Below are 20148 nucleotides of genomic sequence, written 5' to 3' on the forward strand. Positions count from 1 at the left end.
CCGCTTGCGCCGCACCCGGTGCGATTGCCCTCCCTCCCCGCCCTGCCACCGCTGTTCAACCGCCTGCCCGGGGCGGCCCAGCGCCGCCGCGCCGTGGTGGTGACGGTGGTGGCGTTGCTCACCCTGCTGCTGCGGCCGGTGTGGCCCCTGCGGCTGCTGCCGGGTTGGTGCGTGGGTCTGCTGCTGCTCTGGGCCACGCTGGAGCTGCTGCGCTGGCGCTGGTGGCCGCCCCGCTGGCGCTGAGGCCGGCCGGGGACGGCGCGTAGCCTGCTCTTCAGTGATGGCAACGGCATGGCCGCAGCGGCTTCGCATCCGGCGGTTTCCCCCCTTGGGGCGCCCCTGGAGGAGGGTTTGGCCCGCTTCGGCACCGACGGCATCCGCGGCCGCGTCGGCACCAGCGTCACCCCTGCTCTGGCCCTGCAGGTGGGCTACTGGACCGGGGTGGTGCTGCAGGCCGAGGGGCCGGTGGTGATCGGCACCGACTCACGCCGCAGCGGGCCGATGCTGGTGGCGGCCCTCAGTGCCGGCCTGATGGCGGCCGGGCGGGAGGTGTGGCAGCTGGGGCTATGCCCCACGCCGGCGGTGCCAGGCACGATCCGGCGCCAGGGCGCCGCCGGCGGACTGATGGTGTCGGCCAGCCACAACCCACCCCACGACAACGGCCTCAAGGTGTTCGGCGCCACCGGTGCCAAGCTCGTGGCCGCCCGCCAGCAGGCGATCGAGGCGGGACTCCAGGGCCGCACCGCCCCGCCGCCGCTGGCGGGCAGCGGCCGTCTGGTGCTGCGCCCCGATCTGCTGGCGGCCTATGCCGATTCCCTGCGGGCCAGCGCCGCCGGCCAGCGCCTTGATGGCTGTCGTGTGGTGCTCGACCTCTGCTGGGGATCGGCCACAGCCTGCGGCGAGGAGCTGTTTCGCTCCCTGGGGGCCCAGGTGCTGGTGCTGCACGGCGAGCCGGATGGCGAGCGCATCAACCAGGGCTGCGGCAGCACCCACTTGGAGCCCCTCAGGCGGGCGGTGCTGGAGAGCGGCGCCGACATGGGCTTCGCCTTCGACGGCGATGCCGACCGGATGCTGGCGGTGGACGGCCGCGGCCGGGTGGTGGATGGCGACCACACCCTCTATCTGTGGGGTTCGGCCCTGCGCCGAGAGGGCCAGCTGCCCGACGATCGCCTGGTGGCCACGGTGATGTCGAACCTGGGCTTCGAGCGGGCCTGGCAGGCCAGCGGCGGGGTGCTGGAGCGCACCGATGTGGGCGACCAGCACGTGCACGCCGCCATGGAGGCCCTGGGGGCCGGCCTGGGGGGCGAGCAATCCGGCCACATCCTCTCGGCCCGCCACGGCATGAGCGGTGACGGCCTGCTCACCGCCCTGCAGGTGGCCACCCTGATCCAGGGCGGTGGCCTGAAGCTGGCCGAATGGATGGACGGCAGCTTCCAGCCCTACCCCCAGCGCCTGGTGAACGTGACCGTGCCCGACCGGCAGCGGCGCCAGCAGTGGCAGCAGTGCGAACCGCTGCGGCTGGCGGTGGCTGAGGCGGAGGCGGCCATGGAGGGCCATGGCCGGGTGCTGGTGCGGGCCAGCGGCACCGAACCCCTGCTGCGGGTGATGGTGGAGGCGGCCGAGCAGAGCCAGGTCGACCACTGGAGTGAGTCCCTGGCGGCCGCCGCCGAGGAGCACCTCAACCGGGCCTGACCTCCCCGCCTGCCCTCAGACCACGCCGTTGGCGCGGAACCAGGCCTGCAGCTGCGTCCAGCCGGCGGCGGCGGCGGCCTGGCGATACGTCGGGCGGTAGTCGGCATGGAAGCCGTGGGGCAGGCCCGGGAACACCTCGATGCGGCTGGGGCTGCCGGCCGCCTTCAGGGCCGCCTGCATCCGCTCCACCGACGCCATCGGAATGCCGTCGTCCTCGCCGGCATAGAGCCCCAGCACCGGCGCCTTGAGCCGGGGGATCACATCGATCGGATAGAGGGGCTGCAGGTCGGTGGCCTGGCCCACCAGGCGGCCGTACCAGGCCACCCCGGCCTTCAGTTTCGGGTTGTGGGCGGCATAGAGCCAGGTGATCCGCCCGCCCCAGCAGAAGCCGGTGATGCCGAGCCGGGAGACATCGCCGCCGCCGCTGGCGGCCGCCCAGGCGGCGGTGGCATCGAGATCGGCCATCACCTGGGCATCGGGCACCATGGCCACCAGCGGCAGGATCGAAGGGATGTCGGGCAGCACGGTGACATCGCCCTGGCGATCGAACAGGCTCGGGGCGATGGCCAGGTACCCCAGCTGGGCCAGGCGGCGGCAGACGTCCTGGATGTAGGCATGGACGCCGAAGATCTCCTGCACCACCAGCACCACCGGGAAGCCTGAGCCCTTGGCCGGGCGGGCCCGGTAGGCCTTCACGTCCCCATCAGCCGCCGGCACCGACACCCAGCCGGCGTCGAGCCCCTCGGCGGAGGTGGTGACGGTGGAGGCGGCGACGGGCCGCACCGCCAGGGCGAAGCCGGCACTTGCCGCGCCCAGCAGCAGCTCCCGGCGGCCGAAGCGAAGCCCGGGGCCGGGAGGGACAGCGAAGGGATCCATCGGCCGGGGAGCCCGTGCGGGCATGGGAAGGGGCATCAGCTTAGAAAGCGGATCCCGGCGGCTCGCCGGGCTGCTGGGGCCAGCCCTGCAGCCGTTCCACCAGCCGCCCCAGCAGGGCCCGCCGGGCCTCCCCCTGCTGGCCTGCCTGGGTGATCAGCAGGGCCTTCACCTGCAGGTCGTCCGCCGTCATCGCCTCGATGCCCAGCAGGCGGGGGGGCTCCAGCAGGCGGGCGGCCCAGTGCGGATCGCTGCCGAAGGCGGCCAGTTCCTCGGCGACCACGGCCATGGCGCCCCCCAGATCGGTGAGGCGGCGCGACAGCAGCAGGGTCACTTCCGCTCCCGAGCGCAGCTTGGTGTGGTTCACCACCTGCTCGCAGTGGCTGTTGGGCACCACCACCACCCGCTGGTCGGCGGCGCGCAGTTCGGTGCTCAGCACGCCCACGTCCACCACCTCCCCTGTGCGCCCGGTGATCTCCACCCAGTCGCCGATGGCATAACGGTCGTCGAGCAGCAGCACCAGCCCGGCGACGAAGTCCCGCAGCAACCCCTGGAACACGAGCGCCAGGGCGCCCAGCACGGCGCCGCTGGCCAGCACGGCATTGGTGGACAGATCCCGGAGGACAGGGATGCCGCGGACGGTCCAGAGGGCGAACAGCAGCAGGCAGGTCAGGTTCACCAGCCGCCGCAGCACCCGCAGCAGGCTGAGGTAGCGCTGCCGACGACGGGCGCGGTGATCGCTGCGCACCGCCGGGTGGCTGGCCCACTGGGTCAGCAGCAGCCCCACCAGGCCCCGCAGCACCGCGGCCAGGGCCAGCAGCAGCAGCGCCTTCATCAGCACCACCAGCGGCTGCATCAGCACATCGATGGCGGCCGGGATCTGGCCGGGCCAGGCCAGCAGCAGCACCGCCCCCATGGCGACCCCCAGCAGCAGCACCAGTGCCGCCAGCAGCCGGCTGAAGGCCTGGGTGGCCTGGAGCGCCAGGGGATCGAGGCGTCCGGAACCCTCCGCACAGCGACGCTGCAGGCGCGGCAGGAGCCGGTGGCTCCGCTGCCAGAGCACCACCACCACCGCCATGAGCAGGGCCAGGACGGTCAGGGAGACCAGGCTGATCCGCAGCCGATCGTTGATCTGCTCCTCCCCGAACACCCGTCGGGCGCTGCGCAGGCGACGTTCCAGCAGGCCGCGCCAGCGCTTGGCCAGCGCCTCGGCCGTCAGGCCGTTGAACTGGGCGTCCTGCTCGGTGACCGTGAGCAGGGGGAAGGGGCTGGCGCGGCCGGGCACGACGGCCGCCAGCCGCCGATCTCCACCCGGCTCCTGAAGGACCACCACCCTCAGGGCCTCCGGCCGCCCCTGCAGCCCCAGATGGTTGGGGTCGCAGGCGGCCGTCGTCCCCTCGAGGCTGAGGTGATCCAGCAGCGCCTCACCGAGCCGTTCCCCGGGCGTGCAGGGATTGCGGGGCTCGTACAGCTGGCTGAGGTTGCCCTCGATCACCCGGGCCCGCTCGGCGGCCTCCGGCCCGGAGCCGCTGCCGGCATCCACCGCCGGTGAGGCCACGGTGATCACGGGCACCCCCAGGATCCGCACCGTGCCGAGGCGGAAGCTGCCGGCATCGCCGGTGTCGACCGCAGCGTTGCCGGTGACGCTGCGGGCCGGTGCCTCGGCCGCGGCGGTGGCCGCCAGGGCCCCCGCGGGCCGGCTGGCGCCGATGCCCACGGCCGCGACCAGCACCAGGACCACCACCAGGGCCAGGGCACGCCGCCAGAGGAAGACGCGTCGCTGGGCTGGGGTCATCGGCGGCGCCGCGGCACTCTGGGCCGACTCTGGCAAGCGATCACTGGCATGACCGCCGCTGATCCGGAGCCTGGACGGCTATCCGACCGGACGGCTGGGGGGAGGGCCGTCACGCTCTCCCGGGCGGAGCGGCCACATTGGGAACACCCGATCCCTTGCGACCCATGGCGGTACAGGTCCGACGCGTCAGACAGTGGCTGGCCCGGCGTCTGCGCGCCATGGCGGCGGTCCTGTGGCAGGAGCCGCCGGCGCCGCCACCGGCCCTGGCCCCGGCCCTCTCCAAGGCGCCCGCGGCCGATCCCGGTGCGGCGCTGCTGCCCGGCATGCGGGAGCCCCTCTCGGTGGAGGCGGTGGTGCTCAGCCGCGACATGACCGTGCTCAAGCGGGAAGCGGCCGATTCCCTGGCGGCCCTGGGCGCGGCCCATGCCCTGGTGAGCTCGGCGCGCCTGGCCCAGGTGCAGGAGCTGCGGCCGCGGGTCATGGCAGGCCAGGCCTCCGGTGAGGCGCTGATGGCCCTTGCCGCCGAGTACCAGGGCTGGCAGGGCGACCAGGTGCGCATCTTCGATGCCCTGGCGCTCGTTCTGCGCATGCAGGTACCCCAGGGTCTGGTGTTCGACCAGCTGGATCCCGCCCTGCAGGAGCAGGCCCGTTCCCACCTGGAGGCCCTGTCGCTGGAGTACCAGCGCCGCCTGCTCGCGGAGCAGTTCCAGGCCTCCGCCTGAGGCCCGGCCTGGCCCGTCGGCCTCTGGCAGCAACGGCTACCATCCCGCTCCGTGTCCCGGCCGTCCTCCGGGAAGGAAGGTCCAATGGATCCGTTCCGCCTGCTTGAGCTCCTGATCCTGGTGGCCGTGCTAGTGGGTTTCGTCGGGCTGCTGCTGCGCCGCAACCTGTTCCTCAAGGTGCTGGCCATGGACGTGATGGGGTCCGCCGTGGTCGCCCTCTTCGTGCTCGTGGCGGCGCGCGCCGGCCTGCGGAGCCCGATCCTGGCGGCCCCCCTCGCCCCCGGGGCCGTCGCGGCTCCGCTGCCCATGGCCGACCCGATCCCCCAGGCCGTGATCCTCACGGCCATCGTGATCGGCCTCTCGATCCAGGCCCTGCTGCTGGTGGTGATCACCCGCCTGGCCCGCGTCGACCCCAGCCTTGATCTGGCCAGCTTCGATGCGGGTCGCCTCGACGCCGAGGGGCGGCGCTGATGGCGCCACCCTCCGGCGAGACCCTGCTGATCGGCTGGCTGCTGCTGCCTTACACCGCGGCGTTTCTGGCCGCCCTGCTGCCCCCCCTCGCCCGCGGGCTGGCCCTGCTCTGCTGCCTGGCCACCGGCGCGGTGGCCCTTGCGATCCAGGCCGGTGCCCTGCCGGCCAGCCTCAGCCTGCTCGGCCCCTACGGAGTGTCGCTGCAGCCCGATGGCCTGGCGGCGCCGTTCCTGCTCCTCAATGCCCTGGTGTGCGGCGCGGTGGTGCTGGACAGCTGGCGCCGGACCCTGCCCGGGCCGTTCCTGCTGCTGCTGATGGTGCTGCACGGCGGCCTGGCCTCCGCCTTCGTGGCGGTGGATCTGGTGAGCCTCTACGTGACGCTTGAGGTGGTGGGGATCAGCGCCTTCCTGCTGATCCTGGGCAGCCGCTCCGAGCGCTCCCTCTGGCTGGCGCTGCGCTACCTGCTGATCGGCAACACGGTCATGACCCTCTACCTGGTCGGTGCCGCCGTCGTCTACCTGGCCCAGGGCAGTTTCCGGCTCGAGGCCGTCGCCGGGGCCGGTGCGGCCGCCCTGGCCCTGCTGCTGGTCGGGCTGCTCACCAAGGCCGGGCTGTTCCTCTCGGGCCTGTGGCTGCCCCGCACCCACGCCGAGGCGCCGGCGGAGGTGTCCGCCCTGCTCTCCGGCGTGGTGGTCGCCGCCGGGATCGTTCCCCTGCTGCGGCTGAGCGGCGTCGTGCCGGCCCTGGCGGCCGTGCTGCCGGTGATCGGTCTGGCCAGCGCCGGCCTGGGCCTGGTGTTCGCCCTGGTGGAGGCGGATGCCAAGCGGCTGCTGGCCTGGAGCACCCTCTCCCAGATGGGACTGGTGGTGCTGGCGCCGGCCGCCGGAGGGCTCTATGCCCTCGGCCACGGGTTGGCGAAGGCCGCCCTGTTCCTGGTGGCCCGCCGCTTCCCCGGCCGCGACCTGGCCGGCTGGGCCCGCCGGCCCCTGGCCGCCGGGGTGTGGGTCCCGCTGTGGATCGGTTCCCTCTCGATCGTGGGGGTGCCGCCGCTGCTGGGCTTCTTCGCCAAGGCCGGCCTGGATCGGACCCTGCCGGGGCCCACGGGCCTGCTGCTCAGCCTGCTCACCGTCGGCACCGCGGCGGTCTATGCGCGTCTCTGGGGCGCCCCCCTGCAGGAGGCAGCCGCGCCGGCCCCAGCGGAGTCCGCCTGGTCGCCCGGGGTGCTGCTGCTGCTGGCGGCGCTGGTGCTGCTTGGTGCCGCCGAGGCCAGCCGCAGCTGGAGTCCGGAGCTGCTGCCCGCGGCCGCCAAGGCGAACCTGGTGCTGGCGGCCGGGGTGGGGCTGCACCGGCTGCTGCAGCCCCTGCGGCACCGTCCCTGGTTCCGCCTGCCGGATCTTGAGGCCTTCCCCGATCTGGTGGGCGGCATGGGCGTGGTGGGTGCCGGCCTGCTGGTGTGGATCCGATGAGACGCCTGCTGCCCCTGCTGCTCACCACCGCCTTCCGGCTGGCTGTCTGGTGCCTGCTGACCGCCGACCTGAGCCGCCTCAACCTGCTGATCGGCCTGGTGGTGGCCCTGCTGCTGCCCCGCGCCCACTCCCGGCCCCTGCCCCTGCGGGCCCTGCTGCGGGCCCTTGGGCGCAGCCTGCTGGCCGTGCCCCAGGCCTACCTGGAGGCCCTGCGGCTGATCGTCGGCCGTGAGCCGCAGGAGGAGGAGATCAGCGAGGCCACCACCGACAGCACCATTCCCCTGCTCGTCTTCCTGGACGTGTTCCGCATCACCCTCACCCCCTTCACGATCGTGCTCGGCCTGGAGGACGGCGGTCGCCGCTACCGCATCCACGCCCTGCGCCTCCGCCGCAGCCCGGCCGCCGACCCCGCCACCGGAGGGCCGACCCCATGACGGTGCTGCTCTGGGGCATGGTGCTGGCCCTGCTGATCCCGATCGCGGTGGCCTGCCGGCCCAGCGACGTCTGGCACCGCCTGGCGGCCTTCTCCAGCGTCGCCAGCAAGGTGGCCCTGATCATCCTGGTGGTGTCGGCGGTGCGGGGCGACCGGATGCTGGGCCTGGCCGGCGTGATCGTCCTGTGCGCCGGCAACGCCGGGCTGCTGCTGCTGGCCAACCTGCTGCGGGGGACGGAGCGATGACCCTCGCGTCCTTCGCCGATCACGCCAGCCTGTTGCTGCTCGGGGCCGGGCTGCTGCTCTGGTTCTGGGGCACCTGGCCCCTGCTGGAGAGCCGCAGCTACCTGAGCAAGCTGCACGCCCTCTCGGTGGCCGACACCCTCGGCTCGGTCCTGATGCTGCTGGGCCTGCTGCTGCGCATCCCCGGCCAGTGGCCCCTGCTGGTGCTGGCCCTGCTGGCGCTGATCCTGTGGAACACGATCTTCGGCTATGTGCTGGCCAACTGCTCGCTGGCCTCCCGCCGGGAGCCGGAGCCATGAGCGGCAGCGTGTCCCTGGTGGGGGAGCTGGATCTGCTCCTGCCGATCACCGCCCTGCTGCCCCTCACCGCCGTGCTGCTGGTGAGCCAGTCGAACCCTTACCAGACCCTGGTACTGCGGGGCATCCTCGGGTCGGTGTCCACCCTGATCTATGCCCTGCTGGGCGCCCCGGACGTGGCGATCACCGAAGCCCTGGTGGGCACCCTGCTCTCCACCACCCTCTATGCGGTGGCGTTGCGCTCCTCGATGGCGCTGCGGTTGACCTACCCGGCCGACGATCCCCCCAACGAGGCCACCCAGGCGCTGCTGCGCGACTGGCTGGACCCCCTGTCGCTGCGGCTGCGGCTGCTGCCGCCGGAGCCGGCGGAGCCCGGCGAGGCCGACGCGAGTCACGGCCAGCTGGGCCCGGGCCTGCGGCTGCAGCTGGCCAACCCCGGGTTGGCGGAGCGGCTGCGGGCCCTGGAGGGCTTTCGCCGCTGGCAGAGCAGCGGTGGTGAGCTGCTGCCGGGGGAGCGGCCATGACCTGGCTCTACCTGCTGGCCGCCACCGCCCTGTGCCTGGCCCCGCTGGCCGCGGCCCTGCCGCCGCCGCCCCCCATCGGGCCGATGATCGCCTCGCTGGCCGCCACCACCGACGTTCCCAACCTGGTGTCGGGGGTGATCCTGCACACCCGCCTCTACGACACCATCGCCGAAGTGGTGGTGTTCACCCTGGCCTCGATCGGGGTGCGCTTCCTGCTGGCGGGGGAGCCCACCAAGACGAGCATCCGGGCCATCGAGGATGCCCCCTCGGTGGTGCTCTGCCAGCTGGGGGCCACCATGGCCACCCTGATTGGGGTGGAGCTGGCCCTGCGCGGCCACCTGTCCCCGGGGGGCGGGTTCGCGGCGGGGGTGGCCGGCGGCACCGCCATCGGCCTGGTGCTGATCAGCGGCTCGGCCCGCCTCTCCGACCGCCTCTACCGCCGCTGGCGGGCCGACCTCTGGGAGAAGGCCGCCGTGATCGCCTTCGTGGTCCTCTCCGCCTTCGCCCTCGGGGGCGTCCCCCTGCCCGCCGGCACTTTCGGCACCCTGGCCTCGGGGGGCTGGATCCCCCTGCTCAACGGGCTGGTGGCCGTCAAGGTGACCCTGGGCTCCTGGGCGATGGTGCAGCTGTTCGTGCGCCATCGGGGGCTGCTCTAGGCGCTGACCCCCACCCGCAGGCTGGAGCCGCGATCGCCGGCGATCACCTCGATGCCGCCGCGGATGCGCTCCCGCAGGGCGCCGACATGGCTGATCAGGCCGATCATGCGGCCCCCTTCCCGCAGCCGGTCGAGTTCGTCCATGGCCAGCTGGAGGTTGTCGGGGTCGAGGCTGCCGAAGCCCTCGTCGATGAACAGGGCCTCCAGGGGCACGCCGCCGGCGTGGGCCTGGACCGTGTCGGCCACGCCCAGGGCCAGGGCCAGCGAGGCCTGGAAGGTTTCGCCGCCCGAGAGGCTGCTCACCTCCCGTTTCTCGCCGGTGTAGGCATCCAGCACTTCCAAGCCCAGACCGGCGTTGCGGCCGCCGCGCCCCCCCTCATCGGTGAGCTGCAGCTGGTAGCGGCCGGAGGTCATCAGGGCGAGCCGCTGGTTGGCATAGCCGCAGATGTCGGCGAGGTAGGCCGAGAGCACCCAGCGCTGCAGGGAGATGTAGGGCGCCGCCTTGCCCTGGCAGCGGTTGGCCACGGCGCTGAGCCGCTCGGCCCGCTCCTGCTTCAACGCCAGCCCAGCGGCGCCCTCGCGGTGCTCGGCCACCAGCCGGGTGATCTCCTTCCGGGCGCCCCGGGCTTCGCTGTGGCGTTCCACCGCCCGCGTGCGGGCCAGGTCCAGGCGGGCCACGGCCTCGCCGGCGGTGGTGGTGTCGGGCCGCAGCTCCGGCAGATCGGCCAGATCGGGGGCGGCCAGGATCCCCCGCAGCTCGATGACGTCCTTGTCGTACCTCTCGATCCGCCGCTTCACTTCCTGGCGCCTGGGTTCGTCCTGAAGCTCGGCGGCCGCAGCTTCGGCGCTGGTGAAGGGTGAGGCGGCCAGCTCCTGGCCCAGCCGCCGGGCCGTCTGCTCCAGCTCGCTGCTGGCGCGGGTGTGGGCGCCGGCCCCGGCCACCAGGGCCTGGAGGGCGGCCTCCAGGGGCCCGAAGGCCCGCAGCACCGCGCCGGGCTCCAGCCCCTCCCCCAGCTCCCGCGTCACCTGAGCCGCCAGGGTCTGCTCGCGCTGGCTGGCCTCGGCGGCGGCCTGGCTCTCCAGGGCGACCGTGGTGGCGGCCGCCTCGATGGCCTTGGCCAGCTGCTGGCGTTGCTGTTCGCGGGAAGCGGTCCGCTGCTCCAGCGCCGGCAGGCCGGCGGCCAGGGCCTGGGCCGCCTGGTGGGCCGCCGCAGCCGTACTGGCGGCCTGGCGGGCGGCGTGCGGATCAGGGCCGTCGCCGGCCTTCTCCAGCACGGCAGCGAGGGCGGCCTGGGCGTTGGCCACGTCCACCGCGGCCGTCTGTGCCGCTGCAGTGGCTGCGGCCAGGGTCCGTTCCGCGGCGGCGATCGCGCCGTCATCGACGGCGTCGGCCGAGGGCCGGGCCGGCGCCGGATGGTCGGTGGCGCCGCAGACCGGGCAGGGAGCTTCGGCGGCCAGACCCCCGGCCAGCCGGGCGGCCATGCCCTCGATCTGGCGCCGCCGCAGCTCGTTGAGGCCGGCGGCCGCTGTGTTGACCTGACGATCGGCGCCGTTCCTGGCGGCCTCGGCCGCGTGCTGCCGCTGCCGGGCCGGGGCGAGGGCTTCGGCGGCCACGGCGCGGCCATCGGCCTCCCGGGCGGCCCGCTGCAGGCCCTCGAGCTGGTCGCGGGCGCTGCGGGCCTGGGCGAGCAGCGCCAGCTCCCGCTCCTGCTCCGCCCCCAGCTGCTCCAGCTGGGCCATGGCGGTGGCCCGCCCGGCTTCGGCCTCGCGGGCCCGCTGGTTGGCGGCGGTTGCCGCCCCCCGGGCCTGGGCGGCTTCTTCGGCCTTGCGGGCCAGCTCCCGCACCTCGGCGCCCCGGGCGGCCAGGTCGGCGCCGGCCGCGGCGAGGGCCTCGGCGGAGGGCAGGGCCACCAGATCCAGCCCCAGCACCGACGGCGGCAGTGCCCGCGCCGCGGCCCTGGCCTGGATCGCCGCCCGCAACTGCTCCTGCAGCCCCCGTTCCACCAGGGCGAGAGCACGGCGGGCCCCCTGTTCGGCCACCAGGCTGGGGCGCAACGTTTCGGCCCGCTCCGCCAGCGCGAGCTTCTGGCGGTACTCGGCCACCGTCTCCTTTTTGGCTTCCAGTTCGCCGAGCCGGGTGGTGGCAGCGGAGCGCCGGTCCCAGCGCTCCGCCTGCGCCGTGAGAGCCGCCTGCGCCGCCTGGGCCGCCGTCAGGCTGGTGGTGGCCTCCTGCAGGGCGGCCTCGGTGCCCTGCACCACCACGGCGATCTGACCCATCAGCGCTTCAAGGCCAGCCTGGTCGACGGGTGGCGGCGGCGGTTCGGCCCCCTCCGGCAACTCCGGAGCCTGGGGGGCCCAGGCGTCGGCCGCCCGGCGGCGCAGCACCTCCTGCTCCCTGGCCTGATCCAGCGCCAGGTTCCGCGCCGTGCGGGCCTGCTCCTCCAGCCACCAGCCGGCCCGCTCGTAGATCACCGTGTCGAAGAGCGTTTTGAGCAGGGCTTCGCGCTCCTCCGCCTTGGCCCGCAGCACCTCGGCGAAGCGCCCCTGGGGCAGCAGGATCACCTGGCGGAACTGGGCGGCGTTCAGCCCCACCAGGTGCTCCACCTCCCGGGTCACCTCGGTGGTCTTCGCCGCCACGGCCTGCTCCGGGGCACCGGCGTCGAGCCGGAACAGGCAGGCCTGCGGCGGCTTCTCGGTCGTGCCCTGGCCCCGGGCCTTGGGGGCGGTGTGGGCAGGGGTGCGCTCCACCCGGTAGCGGGCGGCGCCGCAGGAGAACTCCAGGCTCACCCGGGGCACGGCGCCGGGGGGGGCATGGTCGGAGCGCAGGCCTTTGACGCTGCGGTCGCCCGACACCTCGCCGTAGAGGGCAAAGCAGAGGGCATCGAGCAGGAAGGTCTTGCCGGCGCCGGTGGTGCCGTGGATCAGGAACAACCCCTCGGCGGCCAGGGCGTCGAAGTCGATCGCCACCGGATCGGCGTAGGGCCCGAAGGCCTCGATCGCCAGCCGGTGCGGCTTCAGCGTTCCCCTCCCCGTTCCGCCGCCGCCAGGGCTGCCCGCAGCAGCTCGGCCTCCGGCTCGCCGGGCGAGCGGCCCTGCTGGTCGGCGAAGAAGGCGGTAGCCAGCTCCAGCGGCGAACGGACCTGGCGCACCTGGCGGTGGCGCTCGGCGCCTCCGGCGCGGGCCAGCTCCGGGGGTTCGTGACGCAGCTCGGCGATGTGGGGAAAGCGGGCCCGCAGCCGGGCCATGGCCTGCAGGGGCAGGGTGTCGTCGGTGAGGATCGCCCGCACCCGCGCCTCGCTGGCGGCGTCGTGGGCAGGGTCTGAGCAGAGCTCGTCGATGGGGCCCCGCAGGGTGCACAGGCGCCGGCCAACCCCCAGGGGCACCACCTGCACTGATGGCGTCCCGTCGGCGGCCAGCTCCACGATCCGCACCGACTTGACGTGCTGCTGTTCGGAGAAGGAATAGGCCAAAGGGGTGCCCGAATAGGCCACCCGGGGACCATCGAGTTGCTGGGAGCCGTGCAGGTGGCCCAGGGCCACGTAGTCGAAGCCCTCGAAAGCCGCCACGCTCACCCGGTCCACGTTGCCGATGGTGAGCTGCCGCTCCGACTCCGAGGTTTCGCCGCCGGCCACGAAGGTGTGGGCCACCAGCACCGAACGCTGGGGCGGCCGTTCGCGGCGGTCGGCGTGGATCCGCGCGATGGCCAGCCGGGTCACCTCCTCGTGGCGCAGGCGCACCGGTTCGCCGGCCAGGGCCGGCCCGACCACCGCCGGCTCCAGGTAGGGCAGGGGGTAGATGGCCACCGGCTCACCCCCGTCCCGGGGTGTCACCAGCACCGGCTCCTGGGCCCGGCCCACGTCGCCCCGCACCGTGACCCCGAAGGCCGAGAGCAGCGGGTCGTACACCGACACCCGCACGTGGGAATCGTGGTTGCCGGCGATGGCCACCACGGCGGTGCCATCGCGGCTCAGCTGGGCCAGGGCCCGGTTGAACAGCTCCACCGCCTCGGCCGGTGGGATGGCCCGGTCGTAGAGGTCGCCGGCGATCAGCACCGCATCGACGGCATGCTCCCGGGCCAGTTCAGCAATGCGCGCGATCGCCGCTTCCTGCTCCTCCAACAATGAGGCCCCGTGGAAACTGCGGCCCAGATGCCAGTCGGAGGTGTGCAGCAGGCGCATGGCAACAAGGTACCGAGGCCTGCGGCTCCCAGGCGGTCGTCAGTTCATGCAGGCGTCCGTCAGGGAGTGGAGGGTCTGGACCTGGCCCGGCGAGAGGGCGAAGCTCAGATCTCCGGCGGAACTCGGCACCGTGATCTTCAGGGGCAGGCCATCGGCAGGGGTCGGATCGAGGCAGCCGGCGTCGAACTGGGAGGAGGTGGCCGGAATTGCGCCACCGACAGAGGCCGTGAGCTCAGCGCTGCGGTTGGCGAGACTCCAGTTCTGATCCTTGCCATCACTGAGCCGCAGAGGTCGGGAGTGGTCCAGGCTCAGCTTGGGCGACTCCGCATTCAGCCGGATGCGCAGACCCTTGGCCGCGTTGATGTCTGACGATTCGTAGAGCATGCCGCCGAGGCGGTGCCCCGCGCCGTCATCCAGATTCCAGTTGCCATCGGTATCAGCGGCTGAGGCGGTGGGTGGCGACAGGAGCGAGGCCAGCACGAACAGTCCGACCGCCACGATCCCGGCACGGCCGATGCCGACAAGGCGGCGCCAGGGCGTCATCACCATGGAGGCGAATAAAGCAAGAATTCTTTTCATTGGCTTGTGGCTCTCTGCGGGGACATTGTCAACCTAATCAGATCGCCTGATGAGGCGCAGACGGATACCCAACGTGTGACAAAGATGTCGTCGTCGTTATCCTCAGCCAGCGCACAAATTCTCGCCCATTGCCAGTGGGAGCCTGAGCGCCTGCTTCTTGCCAAGGCTCTCTTTGCTCCTGGCCAGATACGCCATCTGCAGCAGAGTTGGTCCCTTCTGCAGCATCCATGCAGCGCCGATTCCATCGGGCAGCATCATTGGAGGGCAACTCCGGGCTTGACGCCAAGCTCAAGTCTCACGGCGCGCCAGCCCCAGGGCACGCACCAAGGGCCCGAACGGCTTGAGGAAGCGGCTTTCGTGAAGGCGCCCCTTGAGCACCCGGTGCCAGTACACCCAGGGGAACACCCGCGTTTCCACCAGGAACATGCTCCAGCGCTCCTTGGTGGGATCCACCAGGAAGGAACTCACCGGCTGGAGGCTGTAGTCGAATTCCGCCATCACCACATCGTGGAAGCTGGTGATCAGGGGGCAGGCGGTGTAGCCGTCGTACCGGGCCCTCAGCGGGTCGCCATCGAGCCGGGCCAGCAGGTTGGCCACCAGCACCGGAGCCTGGCCGCGCACGGCGGCCAGGCTCTTGGCCGTGGGCAGCGAACTCACGTCGCCGAGGGCGAACACGTCGCCAAAGCGTTTGTGCTGGCAGGTGAATCGATCGACCTCCACCCAGCCCCCCGGCCCGGCGATCGCCAGGGGGCTGGTGGCGATCACCTCCGGCGCCGCCATCGGGGGCACCACGTGCAGCAGGTCGTAGGGGATCTCCTCGCGGCGGGGTTCCTGGCCCTCGGCCAGCACCTCAAAGACGGCCACCCGCTCCTCGGCGCGCACCTCGATCAGGTTGTGGAGCAGGCGGGTCTCGATGCCTCGGCGCGCCACGACGCGCTCGACGCTGGCGTTGTAGGCCGCCACCGGATACAGCTGCGGCTGGGCGCTGCAGAAGATCACATGCGTGTTCACGCCCACCCCACTGGTGGCCTGGAAGATGTCGTCGGCCAGGTACATCACCTTCTGGGGGGCACCGCCGCATTTGATCGGTGTGGCGGGATGGGTGAACAGGGCCGTTCCACCACGGAAGTCGCGGATCGCCTTCCAGGTGGCGGCGATGTGGGGGTGGGAGTAGTTGCTGACGACGCCGTGCTGGCCGAGGGCCTGCGGCAGGCCCTTGATGCGGCTCCAGTCGAGCTTCAGCCCCGTCGCCACCACCAGCACCTCGTAGCTGAGGGCGACCCCGGCGGCGGTGATCACCCGGCGGGCTTCCGGCTCGAAGCAGGCAGCGCTGTCCCGGATCCAGACGGCACCGGCCGGGATCACGGCGGCCTCGGGCCGCTGGGTCTGGGCGTAGGGGAGCAGGCCGGCGCCGGCCAGGATCCAGCCGGACTGATAGGCGTGAAGGGCCGCGGGCTCCAGGATCGCCACGTCCAGGCCGGGGCGGGCGCGCAGCAACTGGGCGGCGACGGTGATCCCGGCGGAGCCGCCACCCACGATCAGAACCCGGTGGTGGCGATGGTCTTCCGATGCAGCAGCAGCCATCTCCCCATCACGCCAGGGGCTTCACTCTGGGTGGACGCGATGACGATCCGTAGTGATGCACACATAAATTCATGCGCACAGACGCATAGACGGATAGAATCAGAGACCAGCGTCAGAGTCAGGCCGATGGCTCCAGCTCAGCGGCCTGCGCCTCTGCCCCCTGTGGCCGCGCCGGAGCGGCTCTTGAAGCACGGAGGCATCTTCACCGCCGTGAATCCGGGGGACTGGATCCGCCATTGGCGCCATCCCAATCACCTGATGCTGGCGGTGCCCTGGCCGGGCTTTTTCGGGTTGATCGCCGCCGGGTATCTGCTGCTCAACATCCTCTTTGCCCTGCTCTACCAGCTCGACCCCCATGGCATCGCCGGGGTGGTGGGTGAAGCGACCCGTTTCTCGGAGGCCTTCTTCTTCAGCGTGCAGACCCTGGGCTCGATCGGCTACGGCGTCTTTCACCCCACCAGCCTGTTCACCCACCTGGTCGTCACGGTCGAATCCCTGCTGGGACTGATCGTGATCGCCCTGATGACGGGGATGGCGTTCAGCCGCTTCTCCCGTTCCACCGCGCGGATCCTGTTCTCCGAGGTGGTCACCGTGCACGATTACGACGGACGGCCCACCTTGATGTTCCGCCTGGCCAACGAGCGCCGCAAAACGATCCTGGAGGCCAGGGTTCAGGCCTATCTCGCCATCGATGAGCGCACGACGGAGGGGCACAGGATGCGACGCCTGCATCCGCTGGCCCTGAGTCGCGATCGCTCACCGCTGTTTCTGCTCGCCTGGACGGTGATGCATCCCATTGACGACGCCAGCCCCCTGCATGGACGCACGCTTAGCCAGCTGGCCGAGCGTCAGGCGGAAATCCTGATTGCCTTCAGTGGCATCGACGAAACCCTGGAGCGCCCGATCTATGCCCACCACAATTTCTCGGCCTCCCAGATGCTGTTCGGCCAGGGCTTTCTGGACATGATGCGGGAGGACGACGGTCAGGGTCCGAGCTTCGATTTCGCCAATTTCAACCTCACGCACCCCTGTCCTTCGGAGGGGCCGGTCTGAACGGGGCGCTGCCGCGCAGAGATGGTCAGCTTTCATGTGTTAATCGCGCTAGTGTTTTATCGTCAATCTGGGCTGTCCGTCATGTCCCGTTCCTGCCGCCGTCCCTGCCTGCTGAGGAAGTCGGTTCTGGCCCTCCTCCCCTGGCTGTTGGTCTTCCTGGCGGGAGCCGCCCCTGCCCTGGCGGCCGAAGGCTGGTCCCTCAATGATGGGGCGGGTCATCGGCTCAATGCCAGGGTCTTTGAGCAGCCGTTTCCCGAGTACCCCTCCGGCCTGCGCCTCCGCCTCAATGCCCTGGAGAGCAGCACGCGGCTGGATCACCAGGAGGAGCTGGTGTTGAGCGATTCCTCAGGCCAGGAATGGAGCCTGCCCAACCGCAGCGAGGAGCTGGTGGAGAAGGGCCGTGGGCCCATCCCCCCCGGCTCGGCCCAGTTCGACCTGGAGGCCCTGATGCCCCGGCCCAGTGAGGCCCTGCCGCTGCATGTCGCCGTGCCTTCGGCCGAAGGGGTCCTGGGTTTCGACCTCACACCCGATGAGGCGATGGCGCTCCACGCCATGGCGTCCGTGGCCCGTGGCGGTGATCAGGCCTGAGCGGTCCCGGACCCGTCTGAGCCTGAGACGGCCTCGCCGGCGGCCTGCCAGCCGGCGAGGCTTGGCGGAAAGCCCCGCACCTGGCTGTAGCCCTGCAGCTGCAGGGCCATCACCCCCATGGCCGATCGAAAGCCTGTGGAGCAATAGAGGACGATCTCCTTGTCTGTCGGGATGTCGCTGAGGTGTTCATCGAGGTCCCTCAAGGGGATGTTGACGGCCCCGATGATGTGGCCGGCTCGGTACTCCGAAGGCTGGCGCACATCGATCAGCAGGGCGTTGCCACTGGCCATCACTTTTTTGAGGGCTGGAACCGTCCTGATCGTGTGGAAGTCTGCGGGCAGGGAATGGAGATACTGATCAATCGTTCCCTGCAAGGGAGAGCTCCCCTGTGGTTCGGCCGCGGCTGAACCCGACCCACCGCCCACGAGCAGCAGCAGGACGAGGACAAGGACGCTGAGCGCCTGGGGCAGGGAGGTTCGCATGGGTCCGGGTTTCGGGAGGACGTTCAAGGCGCAAGGCTTACCGTCTGAGGGACTGGGATCCATGTGCAGGTTCAGACCTGGTCGGGTTCGGCATCGACCTTGCCACTGAAGGCGATGTAGTTGTAGATGTTGTAAAAGAGCATGATCGGAATCAGAACGCCGATGAAGGTGAGCATGAACACCATCGACGTCACGGAAGAAGAGGCTTCGAAGATAGTGATCGAGGGCGGAATGATCGCCGGAAACACCATCACCCCCAGACCCGCGAAGCTGAGAACGAACAGCAGGACCGTATAGACGAACGGCCACACCTCCTGGCCCAGGGAGAGGCTGCGGAACAGCTGCACGATCAGGGCGATGCCCAGCAGGGGCAGGAGCACGAAGAAGGGCAGAAAGGCCGGATCAAACAGGCGCGCCCGCAGCGTTTCCGACACGAAGGGGGAGGTGGCCGTGATCAGCAGAGCCCCCCCCAGGGTGGTGGCTGCCGCCAGCCGGGCGGTGCGCACGTGCAGTTGCTGCAGCTCACCACTCGTTTTGAGGATCAGGTAGGTGGAGCCGATCAGCACATAGCCCTGGATCAGGGTGAGGGCCACCACCAGGCTGCTGCCGTTGACCCAGATCCAGGGGGAGCCGATGAAGTGCCCATCGGCGTCGGTGGGCAGGCCAGAGAGCACCGTGCCCAGGCAGATCCCCTGGGACGCCGCGGCCAGCAGGCTGCCGAAGCCGAAGGTGAGGTTCCAGGGACGCTTGTCGATGGCGTTCTCGCGGAACTCGAAGGCCACCGCCCGCAGGATCAGGCCAAGGATCATCAGGTAGATCGGCCCGTACAGGGCCTTGAGGATCGTGCCGTAGGCCAGGGGAAAGGCACCGAACAGCGCCCCGCCCATCAGCACCAGCCAGGTTTCGTTGGCGTCCCAGATGGAGCCGAGCGAGGCCATCAGCAGCGTGCGCTGCTTCTCGCTGGGGGAGGTGAGCGACAGGATCCCCACCCCCAGATCAAAGCCATCGAGGATCACGTAGAGGAGCAGGAACAGGGCCAGGATCACGAACCAGACCACCGGCATGAAGACATCGAGGAAGTCCATCAGTCGGCCGGCAGGGGGAGCGGCCCGCGGACGGGACCGGTGGGTGGGTCCAGGGTGAGATCGGGACCCTTGCGGATGAGGCGGGCGCCGAAGACGAGCGCGAACACCAGCAGGACGCCGTAGAGCACTGCGAAGCTGCTCAGGCTGATCAGCACTTCCTGGGCCGGCAGCTGGGAGGCGGCCTCGGAGGTGCGCAGCTGGCCGTACACCGTCCAGGGCTGCCGGCCGACGCAGCGCACGATCCAGCCCGACTCGATGGCCAGGTAGCCGGCCGGTGCGGCCAGGATCCAGCACCAGCTCAGCCAGGCCTGGCGGCGGAAGAATTCGGGCGTCAGGCCGGTGCGCCACCACAGCAGCACGGTCAGGCCCATCAGGGCGGCGACGGCGACGCCGATCCCCGCCATCAGGCGGAAGGCGTAGAAGATCAGCCCGACCATGCGGGGACGCTGGTCGGCGGGCCAGCTGTTCAGGCCGCGCACGTCCTGGCTGAGCCGGGGCCGGCCTTCGAGGATCCAGCTGAGCCCGCCGGGCAGGCCCACCGCCCAGCGGTTGCGGCCGCCGTTCTCATCGGGCGCGACGATCACGGTCCAGGGGGGAGCCTCGCCGGCGGCTTGGTTCTCCCAGATCGCCTCCATGGCGGCCAGCTTGGTGGGCTGGTGCTCGGCGACCTGCAGGCCGCTTTCGTGGCCCGCCACGATCTGAAGGGGAGCCACCACCAGCAGGACCACCAGGGCCAGGCGGAAGGAGAAGGAGAAGAACTCCTCCGCCTTGCCGGAGAGCAGCGACCAGGCGCTGATCGCCGCCACCACCAGCATCGAGGTTTCCACCGTGGCCAGGCTCATGTGCAGCACGCTGCGCAGCATGAACGGGTTGTTGATGGCGGTGAAGTAGTTCTCCACGTGGAAATGGCCGTCGCTGAAGCTGCCGCCAGCCGGGGTCTGCAGCCAGGAATTGGCACTGAGGATCCAGAACACCGAGAGATTGGCGCCGAAGGCCACCATCACGGTGGAGAGGAAATGGATCACCGGCGGCACCCGGTTCCAGCCGAACAGCATGATGCCGAGGAAGCCGGCCTCGAGCATGAAGGCCATGGCGCCTTCGAAGCCGAGCACGGCCCCGAAGAAATCACCCACGAACTCCGACAGCGGGGCCCAGTTGGTGCCGAACTGGAACTCCATCGGCAGCCCCGAGGCCACGCCGATGCCGAAGTTCAGCACGTAGAGCTTGGCCCAGAAGCGGGCCTGCCGGTAGTAGAGGGGGTTCTGGGTGCGCAGCCAGAGGGCTTCGAGGATCACCAGAAAGATCGCCAGGCCGGTGGAGAGCACCGGCCAGAGCATGTGGAAGATCGCCGTCAACGCGAACTGCATTCGCGAAAGAACGACGGTGTCGGCAAGCCAGTCCATCAAGTCACCGCCACGATGTGTAAGGG

At 71.2% G+C, this 20148-nt stretch carries 22 protein-coding genes; 12 read left to right on the top strand and 10 right to left on the bottom strand.

The features are described from left to right. Positions 1–18 precede the first annotated feature (18 nt). Positions 19–243: a hypothetical protein gene (locus KBY95_RS07495; RefSeq protein ID WP_254964331.1), complete on the top strand. Its 225-nt coding sequence runs from the start codon at positions 19–21 to the stop codon at positions 241–243. Between the two features lie 48 nt (positions 244–291). After that, positions 292–1692 carry a phosphoglucosamine mutase gene (gene glmM / locus KBY95_RS07500; protein WP_254964332.1) on the top strand — a complete coding sequence of 467 codons (1401 nt, stop codon included), beginning with the start codon at positions 292–294 and terminating at the stop codon, positions 1690–1692. A gap of 15 nt (positions 1693–1707) precedes the next feature. On the opposite strand, the gene KBY95_RS07505 is transcribed toward glmM, so the two are convergent. After that, the gene (locus KBY95_RS07505; protein WP_254964333.1) at positions 1708–2592 is read right to left on the bottom strand and encodes a dienelactone hydrolase family protein; all 885 of its coding nucleotides are present in this window, start codon (positions 2590–2592) and stop codon (positions 1708–1710) included. A gap of 16 nt (positions 2593–2608) precedes the next feature. After that, positions 2609–4396, bottom strand: coding sequence for a mechanosensitive ion channel family protein (locus KBY95_RS07510; RefSeq protein WP_254964334.1), 1788 nt, complete (start codon positions 4394–4396; stop codon positions 2609–2611). 128 nt (positions 4397–4524) lie between these two features. Between KBY95_RS07510 and KBY95_RS07515 the strand changes: the two genes are divergently transcribed. The 8 genes from KBY95_RS07515 to KBY95_RS07550 all read left to right on the top strand — a co-directional run bounded on the left by KBY95_RS07515 (position 4525) and on the right by KBY95_RS07550 (position 9171). Further along, a complete protein-coding gene (locus KBY95_RS07515) occupies positions 4525–5082 on the top strand; it encodes a hypothetical protein (protein WP_254964335.1) in 558 nt (185 codons plus the stop codon). 84 nt (positions 5083–5166) lie between these two features. Next, on the top strand, positions 5167–5553 hold the full coding sequence (locus KBY95_RS07520; RefSeq protein WP_254964336.1) for a cation:proton antiporter subunit C: 387 nt from the start codon (positions 5167–5169) through the stop codon (positions 5551–5553). After that, entirely contained in the window at positions 5553–7019 is a 1467-nt protein-coding gene (locus KBY95_RS07525) for a proton-conducting transporter membrane subunit (protein WP_254964337.1), read from the top strand. Before KBY95_RS07520 ends, KBY95_RS07525 begins: the two co-directional genes overlap by 1 nt. Further along, a complete protein-coding gene (locus KBY95_RS07530) occupies positions 7016–7453 on the top strand; it encodes a Na+/H+ antiporter subunit E (protein WP_254964338.1) in 438 nt (145 codons plus the stop codon). The genes KBY95_RS07525 and KBY95_RS07530 overlap by 4 nt, the downstream gene beginning before the upstream one ends. Next, positions 7450–7698 carry a hypothetical protein gene (locus tag KBY95_RS07535; RefSeq protein ID WP_015109571.1) on the top strand — a complete coding sequence of 83 codons (249 nt, stop codon included), beginning with the start codon at positions 7450–7452 and terminating at the stop codon, positions 7696–7698. Before KBY95_RS07530 ends, KBY95_RS07535 begins: the two co-directional genes overlap by 4 nt. Then, the gene (locus KBY95_RS07540; RefSeq protein ID WP_106220851.1) at positions 7695–7994 is read left to right on the top strand and encodes a monovalent cation/H(+) antiporter subunit G; all 300 of its coding nucleotides are present in this window, start codon (positions 7695–7697) and stop codon (positions 7992–7994) included. Before KBY95_RS07535 ends, KBY95_RS07540 begins: the two co-directional genes overlap by 4 nt. Next, positions 7991–8515 (top strand): hydrogenase subunit MbhD domain-containing protein, encoded by a 525-nt coding sequence (locus tag KBY95_RS07545; RefSeq protein ID WP_254964339.1) that lies wholly within the window; start codon positions 7991–7993, stop codon positions 8513–8515. Before KBY95_RS07540 ends, KBY95_RS07545 begins: the two co-directional genes overlap by 4 nt. Then, on the top strand, positions 8512–9171 hold the full coding sequence (locus KBY95_RS07550) for a Na(+)/H(+) antiporter subunit B (protein ID WP_106220849.1): 660 nt from the start codon (positions 8512–8514) through the stop codon (positions 9169–9171). The genes KBY95_RS07545 and KBY95_RS07550 overlap by 4 nt, the downstream gene beginning before the upstream one ends. On the opposite strand, the gene KBY95_RS07555 is transcribed toward KBY95_RS07550, so the two are convergent. The 5 genes from KBY95_RS07555 to KBY95_RS07575 form a co-directional block, all read right to left on the bottom strand. After that, complete coding sequence (locus KBY95_RS07555; protein ID WP_254964407.1) at positions 9168–12188, bottom strand: AAA family ATPase; 3021 nt, start codon at positions 12186–12188, stop codon at positions 9168–9170. The genes KBY95_RS07550 and KBY95_RS07555 overlap by 4 nt on opposite strands. Then, entirely contained in the window at positions 12185–13348 is a 1164-nt protein-coding gene (locus KBY95_RS07560) for an exonuclease SbcCD subunit D (protein ID WP_254964340.1), read from the bottom strand. The genes KBY95_RS07555 and KBY95_RS07560 overlap by 4 nt, the downstream gene beginning before the upstream one ends. A gap of 39 nt (positions 13349–13387) precedes the next feature. Then, on the bottom strand, positions 13388–13897 hold the full coding sequence (locus tag KBY95_RS07565; protein WP_254964341.1) for a hypothetical protein: 510 nt from the start codon (positions 13895–13897) through the stop codon (positions 13388–13390). Between the two features lie 132 nt (positions 13898–14029). Next, on the bottom strand, positions 14030–14185 hold the full coding sequence (locus KBY95_RS07570) for a hypothetical protein (protein ID WP_254964342.1): 156 nt from the start codon (positions 14183–14185) through the stop codon (positions 14030–14032). A gap of 30 nt (positions 14186–14215) precedes the next feature. Further along, positions 14216–15511 (bottom strand): FAD/NAD(P)-binding oxidoreductase, encoded by a 1296-nt coding sequence (locus KBY95_RS07575; RefSeq protein ID WP_254964343.1) that lies wholly within the window; start codon positions 15509–15511, stop codon positions 14216–14218. 126 nt (positions 15512–15637) lie between these two features. Here KBY95_RS07575 and KBY95_RS07580 point away from each other — a divergent pair, with 126 nt between their 5' ends. Together KBY95_RS07580 and KBY95_RS07585 are read left to right on the top strand one after the other, a co-directional pair. Continuing rightward, entirely contained in the window at positions 15638–16564 is a 927-nt protein-coding gene (locus KBY95_RS07580) for an ion channel (protein WP_254964344.1), read from the top strand. Between the two features lie 81 nt (positions 16565–16645). After that, a complete protein-coding gene (locus KBY95_RS07585; protein ID WP_254964345.1) occupies positions 16646–17152 on the top strand; it encodes a DUF3122 domain-containing protein in 507 nt (168 codons plus the stop codon). Here the strand turns inward: KBY95_RS07585 and KBY95_RS07590 are convergent. From KBY95_RS07590 to KBY95_RS07600, 3 genes are all read right to left on the bottom strand, one after another. Continuing rightward, positions 17143–17634, bottom strand: a complete 492-nt coding sequence (locus tag KBY95_RS07590; RefSeq protein ID WP_254964346.1) for a rhodanese-like domain-containing protein — start codon at positions 17632–17634, stop codon at positions 17143–17145. The genes KBY95_RS07585 and KBY95_RS07590 overlap by 10 nt on opposite strands. Before the next feature lie 71 nt (positions 17635–17705). Further along, complete coding sequence (gene cydB / locus KBY95_RS07595) at positions 17706–18719, bottom strand: cytochrome d ubiquinol oxidase subunit II (RefSeq protein WP_254964347.1); 1014 nt, start codon at positions 18717–18719, stop codon at positions 17706–17708. Continuing rightward, on the bottom strand, positions 18719–20122 hold the full coding sequence (locus KBY95_RS07600; protein ID WP_254964348.1) for a cytochrome ubiquinol oxidase subunit I: 1404 nt from the start codon (positions 20120–20122) through the stop codon (positions 18719–18721). The genes cydB and KBY95_RS07600 overlap by 1 nt, the downstream gene beginning before the upstream one ends. Between the last annotated feature and the right edge of the window lie 26 nt (positions 20123–20148).

It is taken from the genome of Cyanobium sp. Aljojuca 7A6 (assembly GCF_024346455.1).
GTDB lineage: Bacteria > Cyanobacteriota > Cyanobacteriia > PCC-6307 > Cyanobiaceae > Cyanobium.

Coding starts and splice junctions, on each gene's coding strand:
- glmM (WP_254964332.1), top strand. CDS start 292: ATGGCCGCAGCGGCTTCGCATCCGGCGGTTTCCCCCCTTGGGGCGCCC.
- KBY95_RS07505 (WP_254964333.1), bottom strand. CDS start 2,592: ATGCCCGCACGGGCTCCCCGGCCGATGGATCCCTTCGCTGTCCCTCCC.
- KBY95_RS07515 (WP_254964335.1), top strand. CDS start 4,525: ATGGCGGTACAGGTCCGACGCGTCAGACAGTGGCTGGCCCGGCGTCTG.
- KBY95_RS07520 (WP_254964336.1), top strand. CDS start 5,167: ATGGATCCGTTCCGCCTGCTTGAGCTCCTGATCCTGGTGGCCGTGCTA.
- KBY95_RS07525 (WP_254964337.1), top strand. CDS start 5,553: ATGGCGCCACCCTCCGGCGAGACCCTGCTGATCGGCTGGCTGCTGCTG.
- KBY95_RS07530 (WP_254964338.1), top strand. CDS start 7,016: ATGAGACGCCTGCTGCCCCTGCTGCTCACCACCGCCTTCCGGCTGGCT.
- KBY95_RS07535 (WP_015109571.1), top strand. CDS start 7,450: ATGACGGTGCTGCTCTGGGGCATGGTGCTGGCCCTGCTGATCCCGATC.
- KBY95_RS07540 (WP_106220851.1), top strand. CDS start 7,695: ATGACCCTCGCGTCCTTCGCCGATCACGCCAGCCTGTTGCTGCTCGGG.
- KBY95_RS07545 (WP_254964339.1), top strand. CDS start 7,991: ATGAGCGGCAGCGTGTCCCTGGTGGGGGAGCTGGATCTGCTCCTGCCG.
- KBY95_RS07550 (WP_106220849.1), top strand. CDS start 8,512: ATGACCTGGCTCTACCTGCTGGCCGCCACCGCCCTGTGCCTGGCCCCG.
- KBY95_RS07560 (WP_254964340.1), bottom strand. CDS start 13,348: ATGCGCCTGCTGCACACCTCCGACTGGCATCTGGGCCGCAGTTTCCAC.
- KBY95_RS07565 (WP_254964341.1), bottom strand. CDS start 13,897: ATGGTGATGACGCCCTGGCGCCGCCTTGTCGGCATCGGCCGTGCCGGG.
- KBY95_RS07570 (WP_254964342.1), bottom strand. CDS start 14,185: ATGATGCTGCCCGATGGAATCGGCGCTGCATGGATGCTGCAGAAGGGA.
- KBY95_RS07575 (WP_254964343.1), bottom strand. CDS start 15,511: ATGGCTGCTGCTGCATCGGAAGACCATCGCCACCACCGGGTTCTGATC.
- KBY95_RS07580 (WP_254964344.1), top strand. CDS start 15,638: ATGGCTCCAGCTCAGCGGCCTGCGCCTCTGCCCCCTGTGGCCGCGCCG.
- KBY95_RS07585 (WP_254964345.1), top strand. CDS start 16,646: ATGTCCCGTTCCTGCCGCCGTCCCTGCCTGCTGAGGAAGTCGGTTCTG.
- KBY95_RS07590 (WP_254964346.1), bottom strand. CDS start 17,634: ATGCGAACCTCCCTGCCCCAGGCGCTCAGCGTCCTTGTCCTCGTCCTG.
- cydB (WP_254964347.1), bottom strand. CDS start 18,719: ATGGACTTCCTCGATGTCTTCATGCCGGTGGTCTGGTTCGTGATCCTG.
- KBY95_RS07600 (WP_254964348.1), bottom strand. CDS start 20,122: ATGGACTGGCTTGCCGACACCGTCGTTCTTTCGCGAATGCAGTTCGCG.